Consider the following 16,919-nt stretch of genomic DNA (forward strand, 5'->3'; position numbering starts at 1 on the left):
AATCTGCCGGATCGGATCGGCGGCCGAGCTCAGGCGTCGGCGAGGACCTTCGAGAAGGTGGACCTGGTGAACTTCCCCGCGGGCGCGAATCGCCCGAGCAGCACCGCCGCGTCTTCACCGGTGACCTTCGTGATGAATTCGTTGGCCGCGTCCAGCGAATCGACCGGAAGGAACGGCTGGGGGCGGTGCAGCAGGCCGACGAGCGCCGAGGCGAATGTCGGTTCCACGCTCGCCGCGGCGAACAGCGCGTTGCCGATATCGGCCAGTTCGGGATCGCCGAGGAACAGCCGGGTCACCTTGTCGGCCGCGTCAGCGCGCGCCGCGAGGAACGCCGCGTACTGACGCTCGATCCATACCTCATCGAACGGCCCCTGGTGCACGGCCGCCGCCGCGACGAGACGCTGGGCCTGGATCAGGCCGCTCTGTGCGCCCTGCCCCGCGATCGGGTCGTAAGCGACGGAGGTGTCACCGAGCGAGGCCACCACGTGCGCGCCCGCGGTGCGTCCGACACCGGAGCGCACGACCGGGCGCACCGCGCCCTTCAGCCACGAGTGCGGGTCCTCGGGGATGGTCTTCGTGGCCAGCACCTCAGGAAGATCCCAGTCGATGAAGTCTCGGTAGAGGTTTTGCACGACGCGGTGCGCCGATTCGGCCGAGTCCGCCGCGGCGAAGCGCTTCTCCCACTCGCTGCCCGGCCGGGCCCAGCCGAGGAACGCCCAGCTCGGACCGGCGTCCTTGTGCAGGTATGGCCCCCACCAGCCCTCGCCTTGGTCGGCGAAGATGGAGAAGCCGCTGTGCGCGCCGCCGGCGACACTGCGATGCGCGAAAACGCTGTCGTCGTGTCCGATTCCGGTCACGACGACAGTCAACAGCGAGCGCTGCGGGGCGTCGTAGGGTGTGCGCGCGGCATCGATCGGAAACAGGTCGGACAGCCCACCGCGTCCGGTCGCGACCAGGGTCAGGTCGTTGGCGGCGGCGATGGGATCGAGTGTTTCCGGCGTGACCTGCTCGACGACGAACCGGCCGCCGCGCTCCAGAAACGCGGTGAGCCGCTCGTCGACCTTCAATCGGGTATCGACCGCGACACCGACGTATCCGTCGAAATGGCCGTCGAATTGGATCAATTCGGCGCGGTCGGGTCCGGCGATGCGCACGCTTAGGCCGGTGTGCCGTGGGGCGCGCGCGGTATAGCTGTCCAAGCCGAGCGCGGCCTCGGCCTGCTGGGTCTCACCGAATTCGAGTGCTGTGCCGGTCGCGGGAACGTCGTCGCGCAGCGCGCGTTGATCGCGCTCACTGTAGAGGGTGACGGTGAACCCGGCGTCGAGTAGTCCGAGCGCCGCGGTGACGCCGGCTTGCCCGGCACCGATTACCGCGGCGGAACGGGTGGAACGGAATACGGATTGCTGCGATGTCATGTAGGGATGATGCGGGCCGGGCCTCGCTGTCCCGAGGGTTGCGATCAGCGAGAATCAATGGGCGGCGGGCGAATTGGGGGCGCGTACCATTCGGGACATGTCGTTCATTGCCGCCGATCCGACCGGAGACCGTATCGAGCAGTACCACCAGCTGGTGACGCAGGCCGAGGCATTGGTGGCGGGCGAGGCGAACCGCATCGCCAACGCCGCCAATCTTTCCGCGCTGGTGTTTCACGCGCTGTCCGCGGTGAATTGGGTCGGTTTCTATTTCTATGACGGCCACGAACTGGTCGTTGGACCGTTTCAAGGAAAGCCGGCGTGCGTGCGAATCGGCCTCGGGAAAGGCGTGTGCGGAACCGCCGCGCAGACCGGGGAAACTCAACTCGTGCCGGACGTGCACGCATTCGACGGGCATATCGCATGCGATGCCGATACCCGCTCGGAAATTGTCGTCCCGCTGATTCGCGGCGGAGAACTCGTCGGCGTATTCGACCTGGACAGTCCGCAGCCGGGACGCTTCGACGACATCGATCGTGCCGGGCTGGAATCGGTGGCACAGGTCTTTCTCGCCGCGACGTGATTTGTCATCCGGGGCGGCTACGGGCTCGCGATCGCCGCGCCGGACCGTGAGACCGAGTCCGGCAATGCCGTCGATCCCGGTCCGCCCAGACGGTACCGCGCACCACGATGTTCGGGGGGCAACCGATCGCCCGCGCCGAACAATGCGTTGCGCAGCGTTCCCGGCAGGTAGTCCTCGGCGTAGGCGCCACGTGCGGTGAGTACCGGAACCACGTGCTGGACAATGTCTTGGAAGGTCCCTGGCGTGATCGCGTAGGCGAGGTTGAATCCATCGAGGTCGGTCTCCACTGCCCACTCCTGCAGCCGGTCGGCGACCGTCTCCCCCGAGCCGACGAAAACCGGTCCTATGCCGCCGATTCCGGCCCACCGGCCGATGTCGCGCACGGTCCATTCCCGGCCGTCGTCGTCGAATTCCTGGAACGCCGCCACCGCCGACTGGATCGCGTTGCTCTCCACCTGGCCGATCGGGTCGTCCAGGTCGTAGCCGGACAGATCGATGCCCATCCAACCCGACATGAACACCAATCCGCCCTCGACGCTGGCGTAGGACAGGTACTCCTCGTGCTTGCGCCGCGCCGCCTCGTCGGTGACGTCGGTGACGATCGTGGCGAGGGCATAGACCCGCGCCGCATAACGGTCGCGGCCCGCCGCCTCCAGCGCGTCCCTGATCCGAGAAACCGTCTGTGTGAGCACTCGTTTCGACGGTCCCGCGATGAAGATGGCCTCGGCGTTCTCGGCCGCGAAGCGGACGCCACGCGGCGACGCGCCCGCCTGGTAGATGACCGGCGTGCGCTGCGGCGACGGCTCCGAGAGATGGATGCCCGGCACGGTGTAGTGCCTCCCGCGGTGACCGATGTGATGGACCTTGGCGGGGTCGACGTAGACCCCCTGTTCGGCGTCGCGAACCACCGCGTCGTCCTCCCACGAACCTTCCCACAGCTTGTAAAGCACCTCGAGGTACTCATCGGCCTGGTTGTAGCGCTCGTCGTGGTCCAGCTGATCGGCGGCGCCGAAATTGCGCGCCGCCGAAGGCAGGTATCCGGTCACTACGTTCCAGCCCAACCTCCCTCCGGTGAGGTGATCGAGCGTGGATAACCGCCGGGCGAACGGGAACGGATGCTCGAACCCGGTGCCGGTGGTGATGCCGAATCCCAAGTTCTCGGTCACCGCGGCCATCGCGGAGACCAGTAGCAGCGGATCGGCCACCGGAATCTGCGCGCCCTGGCGCAGCGCGGCGATGTCGCTGCCGCCGTATACGTCATAGGTGCCGAGCACGTCCGCGATGAAGATGCCGTCGAAGCGGCCCCGCTCCAGCAGCTTCGCGAGCTCGGTCCAGTAGCTCAATTCCTTGTAGCGATGCGACTGGTCATCGGGATGCCGCCACAGCCCGGGGGATTGGTGGGCGACACAGTTCATGTCGAAGGCATTGAAGCGGATCCGGCGGGTCACTGCGCGGCTCCCTCGGTGGGTTTCCGTTCGCCCGCGCTCCACGCGAAAGGCAGCTCCGTGCCGTTGAGCAGGTGATCGCCGATCGCCCTCGCCTTCTGGATCGCCGGGTTGTGCACCGAGATGGTGCGCGCGTTGCGCCAGTGCCGATCCAGTCGCAGCCGCTCCGATACCACCGACGCGCCACCGACTTCGAACAGCAGCGTCGTGGCGGGCAGCACCAGGTCGATGACCACGAGCTGAGCCCGCGCCGCCGCGAGTTCGGCGGCCACCAAACCTTTTTCGTCTTGCGCACCGCCCGCGAGGACCTCGTCGAGGAGGTCGGCTACCGCCAGCACGGCGGCCTCGGCGGCGAACGCGGCGGCCGACAGCCGACCGATCACCTGCTGCACCAGTGGGTCCTGCCGCGGCACGCCGGCGGCGGCATGCGTGTAGCTGCGGGTGCGCGCCGTGACCCACTCCCTGGCGTCGCGCTCGGCGCGCTCGGCGATTCCAGCCAGCACCGAGAGCTGGACCAGCTGCAGATACGAAGTCGCGTAGGTCCGGCCCGGGGCGCCGTAGCCAGGACCGAGAATCCGATCCTCGGTCACCACCACGTCGGTGAATTCCGTGGTGCCGCTGGCTGTCAGTCGCTGCCCGAAGCCGTCCCAGTCGTCGTGCCGGCGCACCCCGTCGGCGTTCGCGTCGACCAGCACACCCACCCGTTCGCCGTCACGGTCGGCCGCGGCCAGGATGTAGTCCGCGTACAGCGAGCCTGTGCTGTAGTACTTCACGCCGTTGAGCAGCCACCGGCCGCTGTCCTCGGTGAGGGTGGTCCGATAACGGTCCACCGCGCCGACACCGGGTTCGGTGATCGCATTGCCGACCAGCGTGCCCTCGGCCACCGCGTGCAACCAGCGATTCCGCGCCGGTCCCGGCTCGGCGAGCAGTTGGTCCTCGACGAAGGAAAAGTGCACGCGCAGCGCCTGCGGCAGGTTCGATTCGGCGGCGGCCAGCTTGATGAGCAGCCGGAACAGCTGCCGGACGGTGACGCCGTACCCACCGAACTCGACCGGTACGCGCAGCGCACCGAACTTGGCGGCGCGTAACCAGCCGAGTTCCGCGAAGGGCAGCGTGCGATCGATCTCGCGCGGGACCGCGCCGTGGGCGATTCGGTCGAAGATCGGCTCGAAGATCGCATCCAGTTCGGAGTCTGTGGTGGGTTTCGCCTCGGTGGTGGTCATCACCCCACGATCGCGCACCCCGGCGACGCGCTCACGGGTTGCGCGCAGTGCGATCGAAATGCCGTGCGGCGGCTGGTGTCGGTGCGCGTGGCTAGAGTCGCGGGGTGGCTGGATCGCGGTATTCGTTCACGGCGGAGGTGTGGGAACACCAAGGGGAGGCCGCGTGGCACTTCGTATCACTGCCCGAGGATATTGCCGACGAGATCGAAGAACGCTACGCGCATCGCGCGGGCGGCTTCGGCGCGGTGCGCGTGCATGTAGTCATCGGGAAGAGCCGCTGGTCGACATCGCTGTTTCCCGACAAGTCACGCGCGACCTATGTGCTGCCCGTGAAGAAGGTGGTACGCGCCGCCGAGGGGTTGGCAGCGGGCTCGGCCGCGCGGATCGAACTCATCGTCGCATTGTGAGGCGCCGGCAGGGCGCTCCCTGGCCGATCCGTCATCCTGCGGGCCTGCCGACGAGTTCGGCACACGCTCGAACCATCACGTAATGGCGACTGCCCCGCGTGTGTCACATCGGAGAGGCTGATCGGCGCCGTCGTGGAAGCTGATCGGCGGCGCTCGACCGGTACCGTGCCGGCAGCTCGCTCAGCGCGGCTGTGCCGCCGACATGCACTCGCCGGCGATCCGACCACTGGCGGCACGCGCCTTGTCCGCGTCCTCCTTGCTCATTCCCAGCGTCTCCTGATCGGCAGCCTTCGCGTCGTATTTGTCGCTGATCATGACCCGCAATCCGGCCTGCGAAATCCCCTGATCCACGAACACCTTCGCGGCACAGTCAGCAAGCTGCTGGCTCTTGAGGCCCTTGTCATGCAGCGACTTGGCGAGATCGGCCTGCGTGACCGTGGGCGCCGCCGTGTCCTTGTCACTACCGCACGCCGCGAGCACCGGCAGCGCGATCAGCGCAGCGGCAATCATGCAGATCCGCACCTGACTCCTCTTCCGTCGAATTCCCACCTCGGGGGCGTGGCAACCATAATGCCGCGCCGCGCTAGACGGTAGCCGTTCGGGGCGATCGGTGCCGGTTACGTTCTCGCACAACGCGTTGCAGCGGCCGATTCGGTCTCACAGATCCATCGCAGCCCGCAGGGCGGTGTCGAGCCGCTCCACAGTGTCGGTGTCCACTACGTCGACCCGCTCGGTCAGCCAACCGCGGAAGATGCGCCCGATGTTTCCCGCGTGCACCCAGCCGTGCTCCTGTACCGGAACTGCGAGAATGTCCTGTGGGTCCTCGCCGACCACCTCGGCGGCGATCAACCACGGGCGGGGAGAATCGTTGATTCCGTCACTGCTGATCAGCACGACCGTACGGCGACGCGGCGAACCATGTGGGTTGTAGATCCACAGTTCACCCCGACGCACGCATCGCCTCCTCGCCGGCCGCCAGCTCGGCCGCGTCCGCGGCGGCCTCGGAGGTTACATCCGACACCGGACCGACGCCCGCGCGCACCGCCTCGCGGCGCGCGGCCTTCGATATCCACGCCGAGGGCGACATACCCGCGCGGGCCGCGGCCTGCTCGGCATAGGACCAAGCGGCCGCGTCCAGCGAAAGGGTGACCTTACGTGTTGCCATACCAATTATCGTACCGCTGCTCGGGCACCGCACCGCCTCCGCTTATCCGGCAGCGCTCCCGGGGAGCCCTGCGGATCCGAACTGATGGCTGGTGACTGCTGTTACGGTTGATCCATTCGGACGACGAGTGGGGATGACCACCATGACGACGATGCACCATCACCGGGTCGGAGCGGGGGATCCACTCGTCCTGGTGCACGGGGTCGGCAGCCGGTGGCAGATATGGGAACCGATCATCGACACGCTCGCCACGTCACACGAGGTCATCGCGGTCGACCTGCCCGGGTTCGGCGGGTCGGAAGCACTCGCGCACACCACCGTCGACACCCTCACCGACGCGCTCGCCGAATTCCTTGCCGCGCAAGGAATCGATCACCCGCACCTGGCCGGCAACTCGATGGGCGGGCTGATCACACTGAATCTGGGTGCGCGCGGTCTCGCGCGCTCGGTCACCGCGTACTCGCCGATCGGTTGTTGGGACACCGCGGGTCGCGTCTGGTGCCAGCAGTCACTGGGCAAGTTGCGGGCACTCGCGCGCACGGGGCGTCCCGCACTGCCGCACGTCCTCGGCACGGCGGCGGGCCGGACCGCCTTCCTGGCGCTGATCTTCGGCAAACCCTGGGCACTGGACGCCCAGGTGGCGCTGGATACCGCGACCGGCGCCGTGGACGCCACCGGGTTCGATGCGGCGCTCGCCTCGTTCACCGATGCCGAACTGCATGAAATCGGTGCGCTGGCCGATATTCCGGTTACCATCGCGTGGGGCACCCGCGACATCCTGCTCACCTACGCGACGCAGAGCCGCAGGGCACGCGACATGCTGCCGAACGCCAGGCACGTCACGCTGCACGGGAGCGGGCACTCCCCGTTTTACGACGACCCCACCGGCTGCGCACAGGTCCTGCGCGAGACGATCGAGCGCGAGCGGTAGCGTCGGTTCATCCAGCGGACGGATCGAGCTGCGGTTCTATGGTGCCACCGCGTATACCGTCGACGCCGGTTGCCATGTGGATCGGCCTGGTCACCGACATGACGGCGGATCCGGTCGCGGCGGCCGACCAGCTGGCCGCCCGCATCGCGAACCGGCCGCGGCCGCAAAGCGCCTCTTCGACCCAGCCGTGCACGCCTCGACCGCGCACGGCGCCTTCGAGTACGCGACCCAGCCCTCGGATTCCCGGAAGGCCGTCAGCAAATATTCAGCGAAATCGGCTGGCGATCCGCCGGTGTCGCGACCAATTTCGCTGTTAGCATTCTGACGATTTGCCAGCCAGTCGAAAAGTGGTGCGTGGCACACTGCGAAGGGTCTGTGTATCGCGGGACGTCTGTGTTTCGCACTGCTCTCGGCGAGAAACCGGAGGGCTCACAGACATTGACCAAGACCGCATCCATACTAATTTCGGCACTGACGGGTCTCTCGGCCTTGCTCTCGACGGCAGGTACCCCCGCCATCGCCAATCCAAACGCGATCAATCCGATTCCGGTGCTCAACGGCACCAATGGATTGCCGAATCTGGTCGGCCGCAGCAGGGCAGTCTTCCAGGTGACCGGCATGGCCAGTCCGAACAACACCCAGGACTACAACGTGCTCGGCACCGATCTCGGCATCATGTGGGACAACGGGCATGGCGAAATGCTCACCGCTTTCGGTGACAGCGCCGGCATCGGTTTCCCGAACCTGCTCGCGGGCAGCGCATGGGCCTGGCGCAGCAATATCCTGGTCCGCAGCCACACCCAGGATCCGGCCAAAGGCATCTTCTTCGACAGCGTGGTCCGGGATGTGTTCGGCCAGGCTCGCGACCTGATACCCAGCCCGAAGATTCCGTTCCTGGAGATCAGCCGGATCCCCACCGCGGGAATCTCGGTCAACGGCGTGCAGTACATGAGCATGATGTCGGTGAAGAGCTGGGACGACGTCGGCCAGTGGAGCACCAACTTCTCCGGCCTGGCCGCCTCTGGGGACAACGGCGAGACCTGGGCCGACCTGTCGGCCACGAGGCGACCGAACGACGGCGCGAACGCGAATTTCCAGATGAACGCCTTCCTGAAGGACGGCGGATACGTCTACGAATACGGCACCCGCCCCGGCCGCAACCACGCCGCCTACATCGCCCGTGTCCGCGAGACCGACATCGAGAACCTCCGCGAATACGAATACTGGGATGGCCGGGGCTGGCGAAAGAACGACGTGAACGCTGCGGTGCCGATCATGTGGGGCGTCGGTGAGCTGTCGGTGAGCTACAACTCCTATCTCGGACAATTCGTCTCGCTTACCACCGATCCCTTCAATTCCGTAGTTATGCGCCGCGCGTCCTCGCCGGTGGGTCCGTGGAGTGATCCCGAAGTACTGATCGATACCAGGGAATTGCCGACCGCGTACGCGCCATCGATTTTCCCGTACCAAACCGGGCGCGATCTGTACTTCCTCACCACCGTGCACAGCCAGTACAACGTTGTTTTGATGCGCACAACGCTGTAGCTTCCGAGACCCTCCCGGTCCGGACAGGCGACGCACAGGCAAACTGCGGGCATCCACCTGAGGTGGCCCGCCGCGCGAGCATCGTCGGGAGGATCCGCAGGCATCGGCCTGAGCGGGCCGGAAGCGGGTCAGGTGCCAATAAACTCGGGATCATGGATGCGGCGGATTGGGACGAGCGTTACGCGCAAACGGAATTGGTCTGGGGCGCACCGCCGAACAGCACCGTGGTCGAGCACGTCTACGGGTTGGAGCGGCGGACGCCGGGACGCCCCGCCGGCCCTGAAGGCGAACCACCGGAGTTCCCGCGCGCACTCGACCTCGCCTGCGGCGAGGGCCGCAACACCCTTTGGCTCGCGACGCACGGCTGGCAGGTGCACGCCATCGACTATTCCCAGGTCGGGATCGACAAGGGCCGCACCGTGGCGTCGCGACTGTCTCGCTCGGTCCGCGGCCGCATCACCTGGCAGTGCGCGGACGTCACCGACCTGGACGCGGCGGGCATCACCGGCCCGTTCGAGCTGGTCCTGATGGTCTTCCTGCACCTGCCCGCCGAGCAGCGCCGCGCGGTGGTTCGCCGGGCAGCCGACCTCCTCGCTCCGGAAGGCACCTTGCTCGTCCTCGGCCACGACACCACGAACCTGACCGACGGTTTCGGCGGCCCACAGGACCCGGGCATCCTCTTCACCCCCGACGATATCGTCGCTGACCTCGACCCCGCGGCCGCCGCCCACCGCATCCGAATCCGCATCGCGGACCGAGTCTTCCGTCCGACCGAAACGCGCGACGCCATCGACGCCCTCGTCATCGCCACGCGCCCCACCGACTGATCTTCGACGAGCGGGCCGTGGAGACCCTTCTTCCACGATGCCGCGGCCATGGGTCGCTCGTAGGGTCAGCACCAACGAGCGAGCCAGGGGGTGACGGTGTCGGCGATGAGGTCGAAGCCGGCGCGGAAGGCGTGGGACTGGCCGGGGATGACACGGACTTCGGCGGCGTCGGCGGGGTCGGGGATGCCGAAGGGGTCGCTGGCGCCGTTGATGACCACTACCTCGATGCTGCCGGCAGCGAGGAGTTCCTCGCGGCGGGACTTCTCCGGTTTTCCGGGTGGATGCAGAGGGAATGAGAGCGCGAGCACGCCGCGTGCGCGGGCTGCGACGGCCGTGCGGCAGGCGACCCTGGCTCCGTTGCTGCGCCCGCCCTGGATCACCGGGATGCGCTTGCGGCCGCGCAGGTGGGCGACGATTTCGAGCCACGCTTGGTCCTGAATGACTACCGAACCGGGCGCACGGCGACCAGCGACCCGATACGGTTGCACAACCCTGGCGACGGCGCCGCCCAGCCGCAGCGCCGAATCACGGACGATGAGAAGATCTTTCGCATCGACTCCGCCGCCGGAACCGTGCGTGAGCAGCAGCAGGAACGCGGGTTTGCGGAGCTGGTCGAGCTCGATCTCAGCCGGTCCGGCACTCGTCTCGATTCGCACACCACACGGTAAACCAGCCCGGCTCGGCCCCCGCATAGCACGAGCCTGACGAGCGGGGTTCGCACACCAACTGTTTTTCACGTCACATTGAGCCGTCGAGCCTTTGCCACCCCATTACCGGCCGGTAATATGGCCATAAGTTACCCGCGGGTAGTATGCGGAAAACCGGCACGACTACCCCGGTGGAGCGAACAACGGGCGGGAACGGCAACCAACCGACCGCACCCGAACTCAACGGAGAGAGTACTGAGATGGGTCACTACAAGAGCAACGTCCGCGACCTGGAGTTCAACCTCTTCGAGGTCCTGGGCCTCGGTTCCATCCTGGACAGCGGCGCCTATGGCGACCTCGACACGGACACCGTCAAAGAAATGCTCAACGAGGTGCGGCGCCTCGCCGAGGGCCCGCTCGGTGAATCGTTCGCCGACGCCGACCGTAATCCGCCGGTCTTCGACCCCGCGACCCACACGGTCACACTGCCGGAGTCCTTCAAGAAGAGCTACCGCACCATCCAGGACGGCGGCTGGGACCGGCTGGGCATCGCCGAGGAACTCGGCGGCATGCCAGTTCCGCGCGCGGCCTACTGGGCCATCGCCGAGCTGATCCTGGGCGCGCAGCCCGCCGCCTTCATGTACGCCGCGGGCGCCGGCTTCGCGAACATCTTCTACAACAACGCCACCGAAGAGCAGAAAGGCTGGGCGAAGATCGCCGCCGACCAGGGCTGGGGCGCCACCATGGTGCTGACCGAGCCCGATGCCGGTTCGGACGTCGGCGCCGGCCGCACCAAGGCCATCAAGCAGGAAGACGGCTCCTGGCACATCGAGGGTGTGAAGCGGTTCATCACCTCGGGCGACGCCGACGACCTATTCCCGAACATCATGCACTTGGTGCTGGCGCGCCCCGAAGGCGCAGGCCCTGGCACCAAAGGCCTCTCGCTGTTCTTCGTGCCCAAGTTCCACTTCGACTACGAGACCGGCGAGCTGGGCGAGCGCAACGGCGCCTTCGTCACCAACGTCGAGCACAAGATGGGCCTGAAGGTCTCGGCCACCTGCGAAGTCACCTTCGGCGGCCACGGGGTCCCGGCGAAGGGCTGGCTGGTCGGTGAGGTGCACAACGGCATCGCGCAGATGTTCGACGTCATCGAGCACGCGCGCATGATGGTGGGCACCAAGGCCATCGCGACCCTGTCGACCGGCTACCTGAACGCCCGCGACTACGCCAAGGAGCGCGTCCAGGGCGCCGACCTGACCCAGATGACCGACAAGGCCGCGCCGCGCGTGACCATCACCCGACACCCGGACGTGCGTCGTTCGCTGGCCACCCAGAAGGCATACGCCGAGGGCCTGCGCGCCGTGTACCTGTACACCGCCGCCCACCAGAACGCCGATGTAGCGCAGCACGTCTCGGGCGCCGACGCCGATCTGGCCGCGCGAGTGAACGACCTGTTGCTGCCGATCGTCAAGGGCGTCGGTTCCGAGCGGGCCTACCAATACCTGACCGAGTCGCTACAGACCCTCGGCGGTTCCGGCTTCCTGCAGGATTACCCGATCGAGCAGTACATCCGGGACGCGAAGATCGACTCGCTGTACGAGGGCACCACCGCCATCCAGGCACAGGACTTCTTCTTCCGCAAGATCGCCCGTGACCGCGGTGTCGCGCTGGCCCATGTCCTCGGCCAGGTGCAGAAGTTCATCGACTCCGAGGCGGGCAACGGCCGCCTGAAGCTCGAGCGCAAGCTGCTGGCCACCGCGCTGGAGGACGCGCAGGCCATGGCCGCCACGCTCACCGGCTACCTGATGGGCGCTCAGGAGCAGCAGACCGAGCTGTACAAGGTCGGCCTCGGTTCCGTGCGGTTCCTGCTCGCGGTCGGCGACCTGCTCATCGGCTGGCAGCTGCTGCGCCAGGCCGAGATCGCCATCGCGGCGCTCGACGGTGCTGTTTCGACCGACCTGCAAGCAGTCGGCAGCGGTGCCGTTTCGACCGACCTGCAAGCAGTCGGCAGCGGTGCCGTTTCGACCGACCTGCAAGCAGTCGGCAGCGGTGCCGTTTCGGGTGCCGACAAGGCGTTCTACCAGGGCAAGATCGCGGTAGCGCAGTTCTTCGCGCGCAACATCCTGCCGGAGCTGACCGCCACTCGCTCCGTGCTGTCCACCCTGGACAACGACATCATGGAGCTGGACGAAGCCGCGTTCTGACGGTTCGTTCGCACAACCCGTACGACACAACGGCCCGGAGATTTCTCCGGGCCGTTGTCGTGTCGCGGCCGGCCCGAGCAATCGCCCGAACGACCGGGATCGCCCGCCGATGTACGGGACATTGCGGCAGCGAGCAGGCACAATGTCGGGGCCGACCGCGCCAGAGAAGGGACTGTCCGGATGACTCGATCGCTGTCCGCACTCGCCAGAGCCGGCGCGCTCGCCGCGGTCCTCTCACTCGCCGTGGCAGCGCCCGCCATGGCCGACCCGAACAACGTCATGCCGATCCCGGCGCTCAACGGCATCCACGGCCTGCCCGAACTCCCCGGCCCGACAAAGGCCGTGTATCAGGTGACCGGCATGGACAGCCCGAACCGTACCCAGAACGTCAACGTGCTCGGCACCGACCTCGGCATCATGTGGGACGACGGCAGCGGCCGGATGATCACCGCCTTCGGCGACAGCGCCGGTCTGGGTTTCCCCAACTTCCTCGCGGGCAGCATCTGGGCCTGGACCAGCAATGTGCTGTTCCGCAGCTCCGACCACAATCCGTCCGACGGAATCGTGTTCGACAATGTCGTGCCGAATCCCTTGCCGAGCCCCAAGATCCCTGGCATCGAAATCAGTTTCATCCCGACCGCGGGCATTTCGGTACGGGGCGTCCAGTACATGAGCCTGATGTCGGTCCGGGAATGGGGCGACAACGGCAAGTGGAACACCAACTTCTCCACCCTCGCCGCCTCCCGCGACGGTGGCGCCACCTGGTCTCAGCTCGCCACAACCCGCCGCGCCAACGTCGACGGCCACGAGAAATTCCAGCAGAACGCCTTTGTGAAGGCGGGCGGCTACGTCTACCGCTACGGCACACCCGCCGGGCGCAACAACCCAGGATTCGTTTCCCGCGCCATGGAATCCGACATCGCCGACATCGACGCCTACGAGTACTGGGATGGTCGCGCGTGGAAACCCAGCGACGCCAAGACCGCGGCCCCCATCGTCGGAGGCGTCGGTGAAATCTCGGTCATGTGGAACGACTACCTCGGCCAGTTCGTCATGCTGACCACCGACCCAGCCAACAGCGTCGTCATGCGCACCGCCCCCGCCCCCGAGGGGCCGTGGAGCGAGCCCCGCGTCCTCATCGACGCCCGCGCCCTGCCCACCGCCTACGCGCCGATGATCTTCCCGTACCAAACGGGCAACGATCTCTACTTCATGGTCACCCAGCACACCCAATACAACGTGCTGCTGATGCGAACGCCACTCTGATCCTGTTCGCCGGAGCTCATTCGCATTTCACCACTGGCACCGGGTCGTATTTGACCGTGCGGACTTTGCGGGAGACTTCGCGTCCCGTCCTGCGGTCGGTGATGATGCGGGTGTCGGAGACGGTGAAGCCCGGGGCGCCCTCGGTGGCGATGCAGTCCTTACCCTTGGGGAGGGTGACGGTGGTGGGCTCGGTCGGCTTGGCTCGCTCCCCGGTGACGGATTCGACATCGACCGTCTTGGTGCCCCACAGCCGGACGGTGACCTCCGAGTCGGTGGTGAAAGCCTCGATGTAGACACCGGTAGCGGTGTTGTTGCGGAATTTCAGGTCGATCGCGCCGTCGAAGACGGTGGCCTCGCGAGCCGCCGGATAGCGCGAGATGTAGTAGCTGTGCTCGGTGTGGCCCCCGTCCTCCAGCCCGGCGAAGTACGCGGCGTTGTAGAGCGTGGTGGCGAACTGGCTGATGCCGCCGCCGACCGCGGTGCTCGGGCGGCCGTGGTCGATGATGCCGGACTCGACGTATCCCTCGGCTGTGCCACGCGGGCCGGTGAAGTCGTTGAGCGAGAACGTGTCCCCCGGCTTCACGATCGCACCGTTGACCTTTCTGGCCACCGTGCGGATGTTGACGCCGGAGGGGCCGCTGAAGCCGCTGGTGGTGAACGAACCCATGGTCTCGACGACGCCGAGGCCCTGGGCCGCTTCGGTGGTCATCTTCGGTTCGACCCGCTCGTAGACCGCCTGCCCCGTCCGCTCGCCCGGCGCGACCAGCAGCGCGGTGAACTGCTCTAACGTCTTGGGCCAGTTGACCTTGTCGCCGACAACGGCGGGAACGACCGTCGCCTTGCCGCCGGACAGCGCGAACGTCGCGTCCTTCGGCTCGACTTCGGAGGGAGTGAGCTGCGGCGCCAGCAGTCCGATGGCGGCATCCTGGTTGACGGTCACGGTGAGACCGCCCTGCCCGTCCGGCCCGAAAGTCAGCACCGAAGCGGTCTGCTCCGGCTCGAGCCTGGCCGCCGCGCCCTTGCCGGCGAATGTGATCGGCGCCTGCACGGCGGGCTGGGCGATCTCGCGCAGCGCCCGGTCGACCGCCTCGGGACGCACGTTCAGCGGCGCGGGTACGACCGGGAGATCCAGCGGTGCACCGGTGATCCAGTTGTCGACCAGCGCCGCACGTGCGGCGGCGATGTCGAGCACCCGTCCAGGAACCGGTGGCACCGCCACGGGTCTGTCTTTGTCGAAGCGGATGGTGCCCTCGACCGACGGGCGGTCATATACCCGCAGGTCGGTCAGCTGGCGGTCCAGGGCGGGATCGTCGATCTTGCTGTCGATCGCGACATCGCGGGTGGTGAAGAAGGAGGTGAGCCTCGTGATCGGGTTGAGCGGCTGCGTACCGATCCGCGACCAGGTACCGTCCCAGTCCACTGCGAGCCCTACGGCACTGGGCACGAGACGGGTCTGCATGTCACCGATGCGCAACGGCAGTTCCCTGCCGGATCTGGGTTCGAGCTCGGCGCGCAGCGCGGCATCGGCCGCGGACTTGTCCATACCGCCGACGTCCACGCCGGCGACAACCGTGCCGCGCGGCACGTCACCCGAGGACAGCACCCAGTCCACCGCATACCCGAGGCCGACCACCGCGAGCACAGCGCCGACCGCGATGCCCGCCCGGCGTACTACAGCGATGTTGGGGCGCTTGGATGGGGGGCTGGCGAGCGGACGGCGTCCGGGTGCACGGCGGGGAGCGGGCGGCACGGGCCGTCGACCGGCTCGCAGGGGCCGGGTCGGCGCCGAACCACCATCCCATTCGACCGATTGGTCCGATTCGTGGGATGGGTCCGACCCGAGGAACTGACGTAGGCCGACGTCACCACCCGATTGTGGGCCGCGGGGTCCGATGCTCGGCTGGCTCGTCACGAACCGTCCTCCCCATTCTTTTGAATTGGAAACTCGCACAACGCAAGTCCCCGCCAACGATAGTGGCCCTGGCCGACAACGTCAGCGAGCGGAATCTGCAGCAAACCCCGCGCAAAGAACCGGTACAACATGCGAAGCGGCTCCGCACAGTTGCCGGGTCGGGGGTCTGGCAACTGCGCGAAGCCAACCTGTTTATCCGACAGCGGGCAGCGGGCGTTACAACACGTCACGCGAATTGTGATCCGACCCACGCGGGACAATCGACCACGACCTCTCGCCACAAGAGTTCGCCACATTACGAGGGAGATGGATGGCATGCAGCTGGGAATGATCGGCCTGGGCCGGATGGGCGCCAATATCGTGCGCCGCATCGTCGAGGACGGACACACCGCCGTCGGCTACGAACGTCGCCCCAAACACATCGACGAACTGCGCGAAGAGCTGGGTGACAGCTTCCAGGGCTCCACTGAACTCGCCGATTTCGTGAGCAAGCTGGAGACACCGCGCGTGGTGTGGGTGATGATCCCCGCAGGCGCGACCGGCGCGGTGATCGACCAGGTAGCCGAACTGCTCGAGCCCGGCGACATCATCATCGACGGCGGCAACAGCCGCTACCACGAGGACCTCGAGCGTGCCGCGCGGCTGAAGCCCAAGGGCATCCACTACCTGGACATCGGCACCTCAGGTGGCGTGTTCGGCCTGACCAGGGGCTACTGCCTCATGATCGGCGGCGAGGCCGAGCAGGTGACGTACCTGGACCTGCTGCTGAAGTCCATCGCGCCGGGCCTGGGCGCGGCCGAGCGCACGCCGGGACGCACCGGTGAACCCTCCACCGCCGAGCAGGGTTACCTCCACTGCGGACCCGCGGGCGCTGGGCACTTCGTGAAGATGGTGCACAACGGCATCGAGTACGGCGCGATGGCGGCCTACGCCGAGGGTCTCAATATCTTGCACAAGGCGAACTACGGCGCCGCGCACGCGGGCGAGTTCTCCGCGGAGGAGACGCCGCTGGAGCACCCCGAGTATTACCAGTACGACATCGACGTGCCCGAGGTCACCGAGGTGTGGCGGCGCGGGTCGGTGGTCGCCTCGTGGTTGCTGGACCTCACTGCGGCCGCACTGCACGCCGACCCGAGCCTGGAGTCGTACGGCGGCCGGGTGTCGGATTCCGGCGAGGGACGCTGGACGGTCGACGCGGCGATCGACACCGGCGTGCCCGCGCCGGTGCTGGCGGCCGCCTTGTTCGCGCGGTTCTCCTCGCGAGGCGAGTCGCTGTACGCGGACAAGGTGCTCTCGGCGATGCGCCTGGCGTTCGGCGGGCACAACGAGCTGCCCGGGAAGTAAGCGGCAAC

At 67.2% G+C, this 16,919-nt stretch carries 16 protein-coding genes; 8 read left to right on the top strand and 8 right to left on the bottom strand.

Features of this window, described 5'->3' with window-relative positions:
- Positions 1-29: 29 nt before the first annotated feature.
- Complete coding sequence (locus OH799_RS23105; protein ID WP_406267764.1) at positions 30-1,415, bottom strand: styrene monooxygenase/indole monooxygenase family protein; 1,386 nt, start codon at positions 1,413-1,415, stop codon at positions 30-32.
- Between the two features lie 97 nt (positions 1,416-1,512).
- Here OH799_RS23105 and OH799_RS23110 point away from each other — a divergent pair, with 97 nt between their 5' ends.
- Positions 1,513-1,995, top strand: a complete 483-nt coding sequence (locus tag OH799_RS23110) for a GAF domain-containing protein (protein WP_406267767.1) — start codon at positions 1,513-1,515, stop codon at positions 1,993-1,995.
- A gap of 17 nt (positions 1,996-2,012) precedes the next feature.
- Here OH799_RS23110 and OH799_RS23115 read toward each other — a convergent pair whose 3' ends face one another.
- Together OH799_RS23115 and OH799_RS23120 are read right to left on the bottom strand one after the other, a co-directional pair.
- Positions 2,013-3,443: an LLM class flavin-dependent oxidoreductase gene (locus OH799_RS23115; RefSeq protein ID WP_406267770.1), complete on the bottom strand. Its 1,431-nt coding sequence runs from the start codon at positions 3,441-3,443 to the stop codon at positions 2,013-2,015.
- Positions 3,440-4,663 carry an acyl-CoA dehydrogenase family protein gene (locus tag OH799_RS23120; protein ID WP_406267772.1) on the bottom strand — a complete coding sequence of 408 codons (1,224 nt, stop codon included), beginning with the start codon at positions 4,661-4,663 and terminating at the stop codon, positions 3,440-3,442. Before OH799_RS23120 ends, OH799_RS23115 begins: the two co-directional genes overlap by 4 nt.
- Positions 4,664-4,767: 104 nt before the next feature.
- Here OH799_RS23120 and OH799_RS23125 point away from each other — a divergent pair, with 104 nt between their 5' ends.
- On the top strand, positions 4,768-5,070 hold the full coding sequence (locus tag OH799_RS23125) for a DUF1905 domain-containing protein (protein WP_406267775.1): 303 nt from the start codon (positions 4,768-4,770) through the stop codon (positions 5,068-5,070).
- Between the two features lie 180 nt (positions 5,071-5,250).
- On the opposite strand, the gene OH799_RS23130 is transcribed toward OH799_RS23125, so the two are convergent.
- The 3 genes from OH799_RS23130 to OH799_RS23140 form a co-directional block, all read right to left on the bottom strand.
- On the bottom strand, positions 5,251-5,592 hold the full coding sequence (locus tag OH799_RS23130) for a hypothetical protein (RefSeq protein WP_357259243.1): 342 nt from the start codon (positions 5,590-5,592) through the stop codon (positions 5,251-5,253).
- Positions 5,593-5,727: 135 nt separating this feature from the next.
- Positions 5,728-6,024, bottom strand: coding sequence for a hypothetical protein (locus OH799_RS23135; protein ID WP_406267779.1), 297 nt, complete (start codon positions 6,022-6,024; stop codon positions 5,728-5,730).
- On the bottom strand, positions 6,011-6,235 hold the full coding sequence (locus tag OH799_RS23140) for a hypothetical protein (RefSeq protein WP_357259237.1): 225 nt from the start codon (positions 6,233-6,235) through the stop codon (positions 6,011-6,013). The genes OH799_RS23135 and OH799_RS23140 overlap by 14 nt, the downstream gene beginning before the upstream one ends.
- Positions 6,236-6,368: 133 nt before the next feature.
- Here OH799_RS23140 and OH799_RS23145 point away from each other — a divergent pair, with 133 nt between their 5' ends.
- From OH799_RS23145 to OH799_RS23155, 3 genes are all read left to right on the top strand, one after another.
- Positions 6,369-7,166, top strand: a complete 798-nt coding sequence (locus OH799_RS23145) for an alpha/beta fold hydrolase (RefSeq protein WP_406267782.1) — start codon at positions 6,369-6,371, stop codon at positions 7,164-7,166.
- A 438-nt stretch (positions 7,167-7,604) separates the two neighbouring features.
- Positions 7,605-8,711, top strand: a complete 1,107-nt coding sequence (locus OH799_RS23150; protein WP_406267785.1) for a DUF4185 domain-containing protein — start codon at positions 7,605-7,607, stop codon at positions 8,709-8,711.
- 152 nt (positions 8,712-8,863) lie between these two features.
- Complete coding sequence (locus tag OH799_RS23155; RefSeq protein WP_406267788.1) at positions 8,864-9,538, top strand: class I SAM-dependent methyltransferase; 675 nt, start codon at positions 8,864-8,866, stop codon at positions 9,536-9,538.
- Between the two features lie 65 nt (positions 9,539-9,603).
- Here OH799_RS23155 and OH799_RS23160 read toward each other — a convergent pair whose 3' ends face one another.
- A complete protein-coding gene (locus OH799_RS23160) occupies positions 9,604-10,194 on the bottom strand; it encodes an alpha/beta family hydrolase (RefSeq protein ID WP_406267790.1) in 591 nt (196 codons plus the stop codon).
- A 251-nt stretch (positions 10,195-10,445) separates the two neighbouring features.
- On the opposite strand from OH799_RS23160, the gene OH799_RS23165 reads away from it, so the two are divergent.
- A complete protein-coding gene (locus tag OH799_RS23165) occupies positions 10,446-12,389 on the top strand; it encodes an acyl-CoA dehydrogenase (protein ID WP_406267792.1) in 1,944 nt (647 codons plus the stop codon).
- Between the two features lie 180 nt (positions 12,390-12,569).
- Positions 12,570-13,655: a DUF4185 domain-containing protein gene (locus tag OH799_RS23170; protein WP_406267796.1), complete on the top strand. Its 1,086-nt coding sequence runs from the start codon at positions 12,570-12,572 to the stop codon at positions 13,653-13,655.
- A gap of 16 nt (positions 13,656-13,671) precedes the next feature.
- Here the strand turns inward: OH799_RS23170 and OH799_RS23175 are convergent, their stop codons facing one another.
- On the bottom strand, positions 13,672-15,567 hold the full coding sequence (locus OH799_RS23175; RefSeq protein ID WP_406267799.1) for a VanW family protein: 1,896 nt from the start codon (positions 15,565-15,567) through the stop codon (positions 13,672-13,674).
- Between the two features lie 315 nt (positions 15,568-15,882).
- Here OH799_RS23175 and gnd point away from each other — a divergent pair, with 315 nt between their 5' ends.
- Complete coding sequence (gnd, locus tag OH799_RS23180) at positions 15,883-16,911, top strand: phosphogluconate dehydrogenase (NAD(+)-dependent, decarboxylating) (RefSeq protein WP_406267802.1); 1,029 nt, start codon at positions 15,883-15,885, stop codon at positions 16,909-16,911.
- Positions 16,912-16,919: the final 8 nt, after the last annotated feature.

The sequence above is a fragment of the Nocardia sp. NBC_00881 genome (assembly GCF_045207455.1).
Taxonomy (GTDB): Bacteria; Actinomycetota; Actinomycetes; order Mycobacteriales; family Mycobacteriaceae; genus Nocardia.

Coding starts and splice junctions, on each gene's coding strand:
- OH799_RS23105 (WP_406267764.1), bottom strand. CDS start 1,415: ATGACATCGCAGCAATCCGTATTCCGTTCCACCCGTTCCGCCGCGGTA.
- OH799_RS23110 (WP_406267767.1), top strand. CDS start 1,513: ATGTCGTTCATTGCCGCCGATCCGACCGGAGACCGTATCGAGCAGTAC.
- OH799_RS23120 (WP_406267772.1), bottom strand. CDS start 4,663: ATGACCACCACCGAGGCGAAACCCACCACAGACTCCGAACTGGATGCG.
- OH799_RS23140 (WP_357259237.1), bottom strand. CDS start 6,235: ATGGCAACACGTAAGGTCACCCTTTCGCTGGACGCGGCCGCTTGGTCC.
- OH799_RS23145 (WP_406267782.1), top strand. CDS start 6,369: ATGACCACCATGACGACGATGCACCATCACCGGGTCGGAGCGGGGGAT.
- OH799_RS23155 (WP_406267788.1), top strand. CDS start 8,864: ATGGATGCGGCGGATTGGGACGAGCGTTACGCGCAAACGGAATTGGTC.
- OH799_RS23165 (WP_406267792.1), top strand. CDS start 10,446: ATGGGTCACTACAAGAGCAACGTCCGCGACCTGGAGTTCAACCTCTTC.
- OH799_RS23170 (WP_406267796.1), top strand. CDS start 12,570: ATGACTCGATCGCTGTCCGCACTCGCCAGAGCCGGCGCGCTCGCCGCG.
- gnd (WP_406267802.1), top strand. CDS start 15,883: ATGCAGCTGGGAATGATCGGCCTGGGCCGGATGGGCGCCAATATCGTG.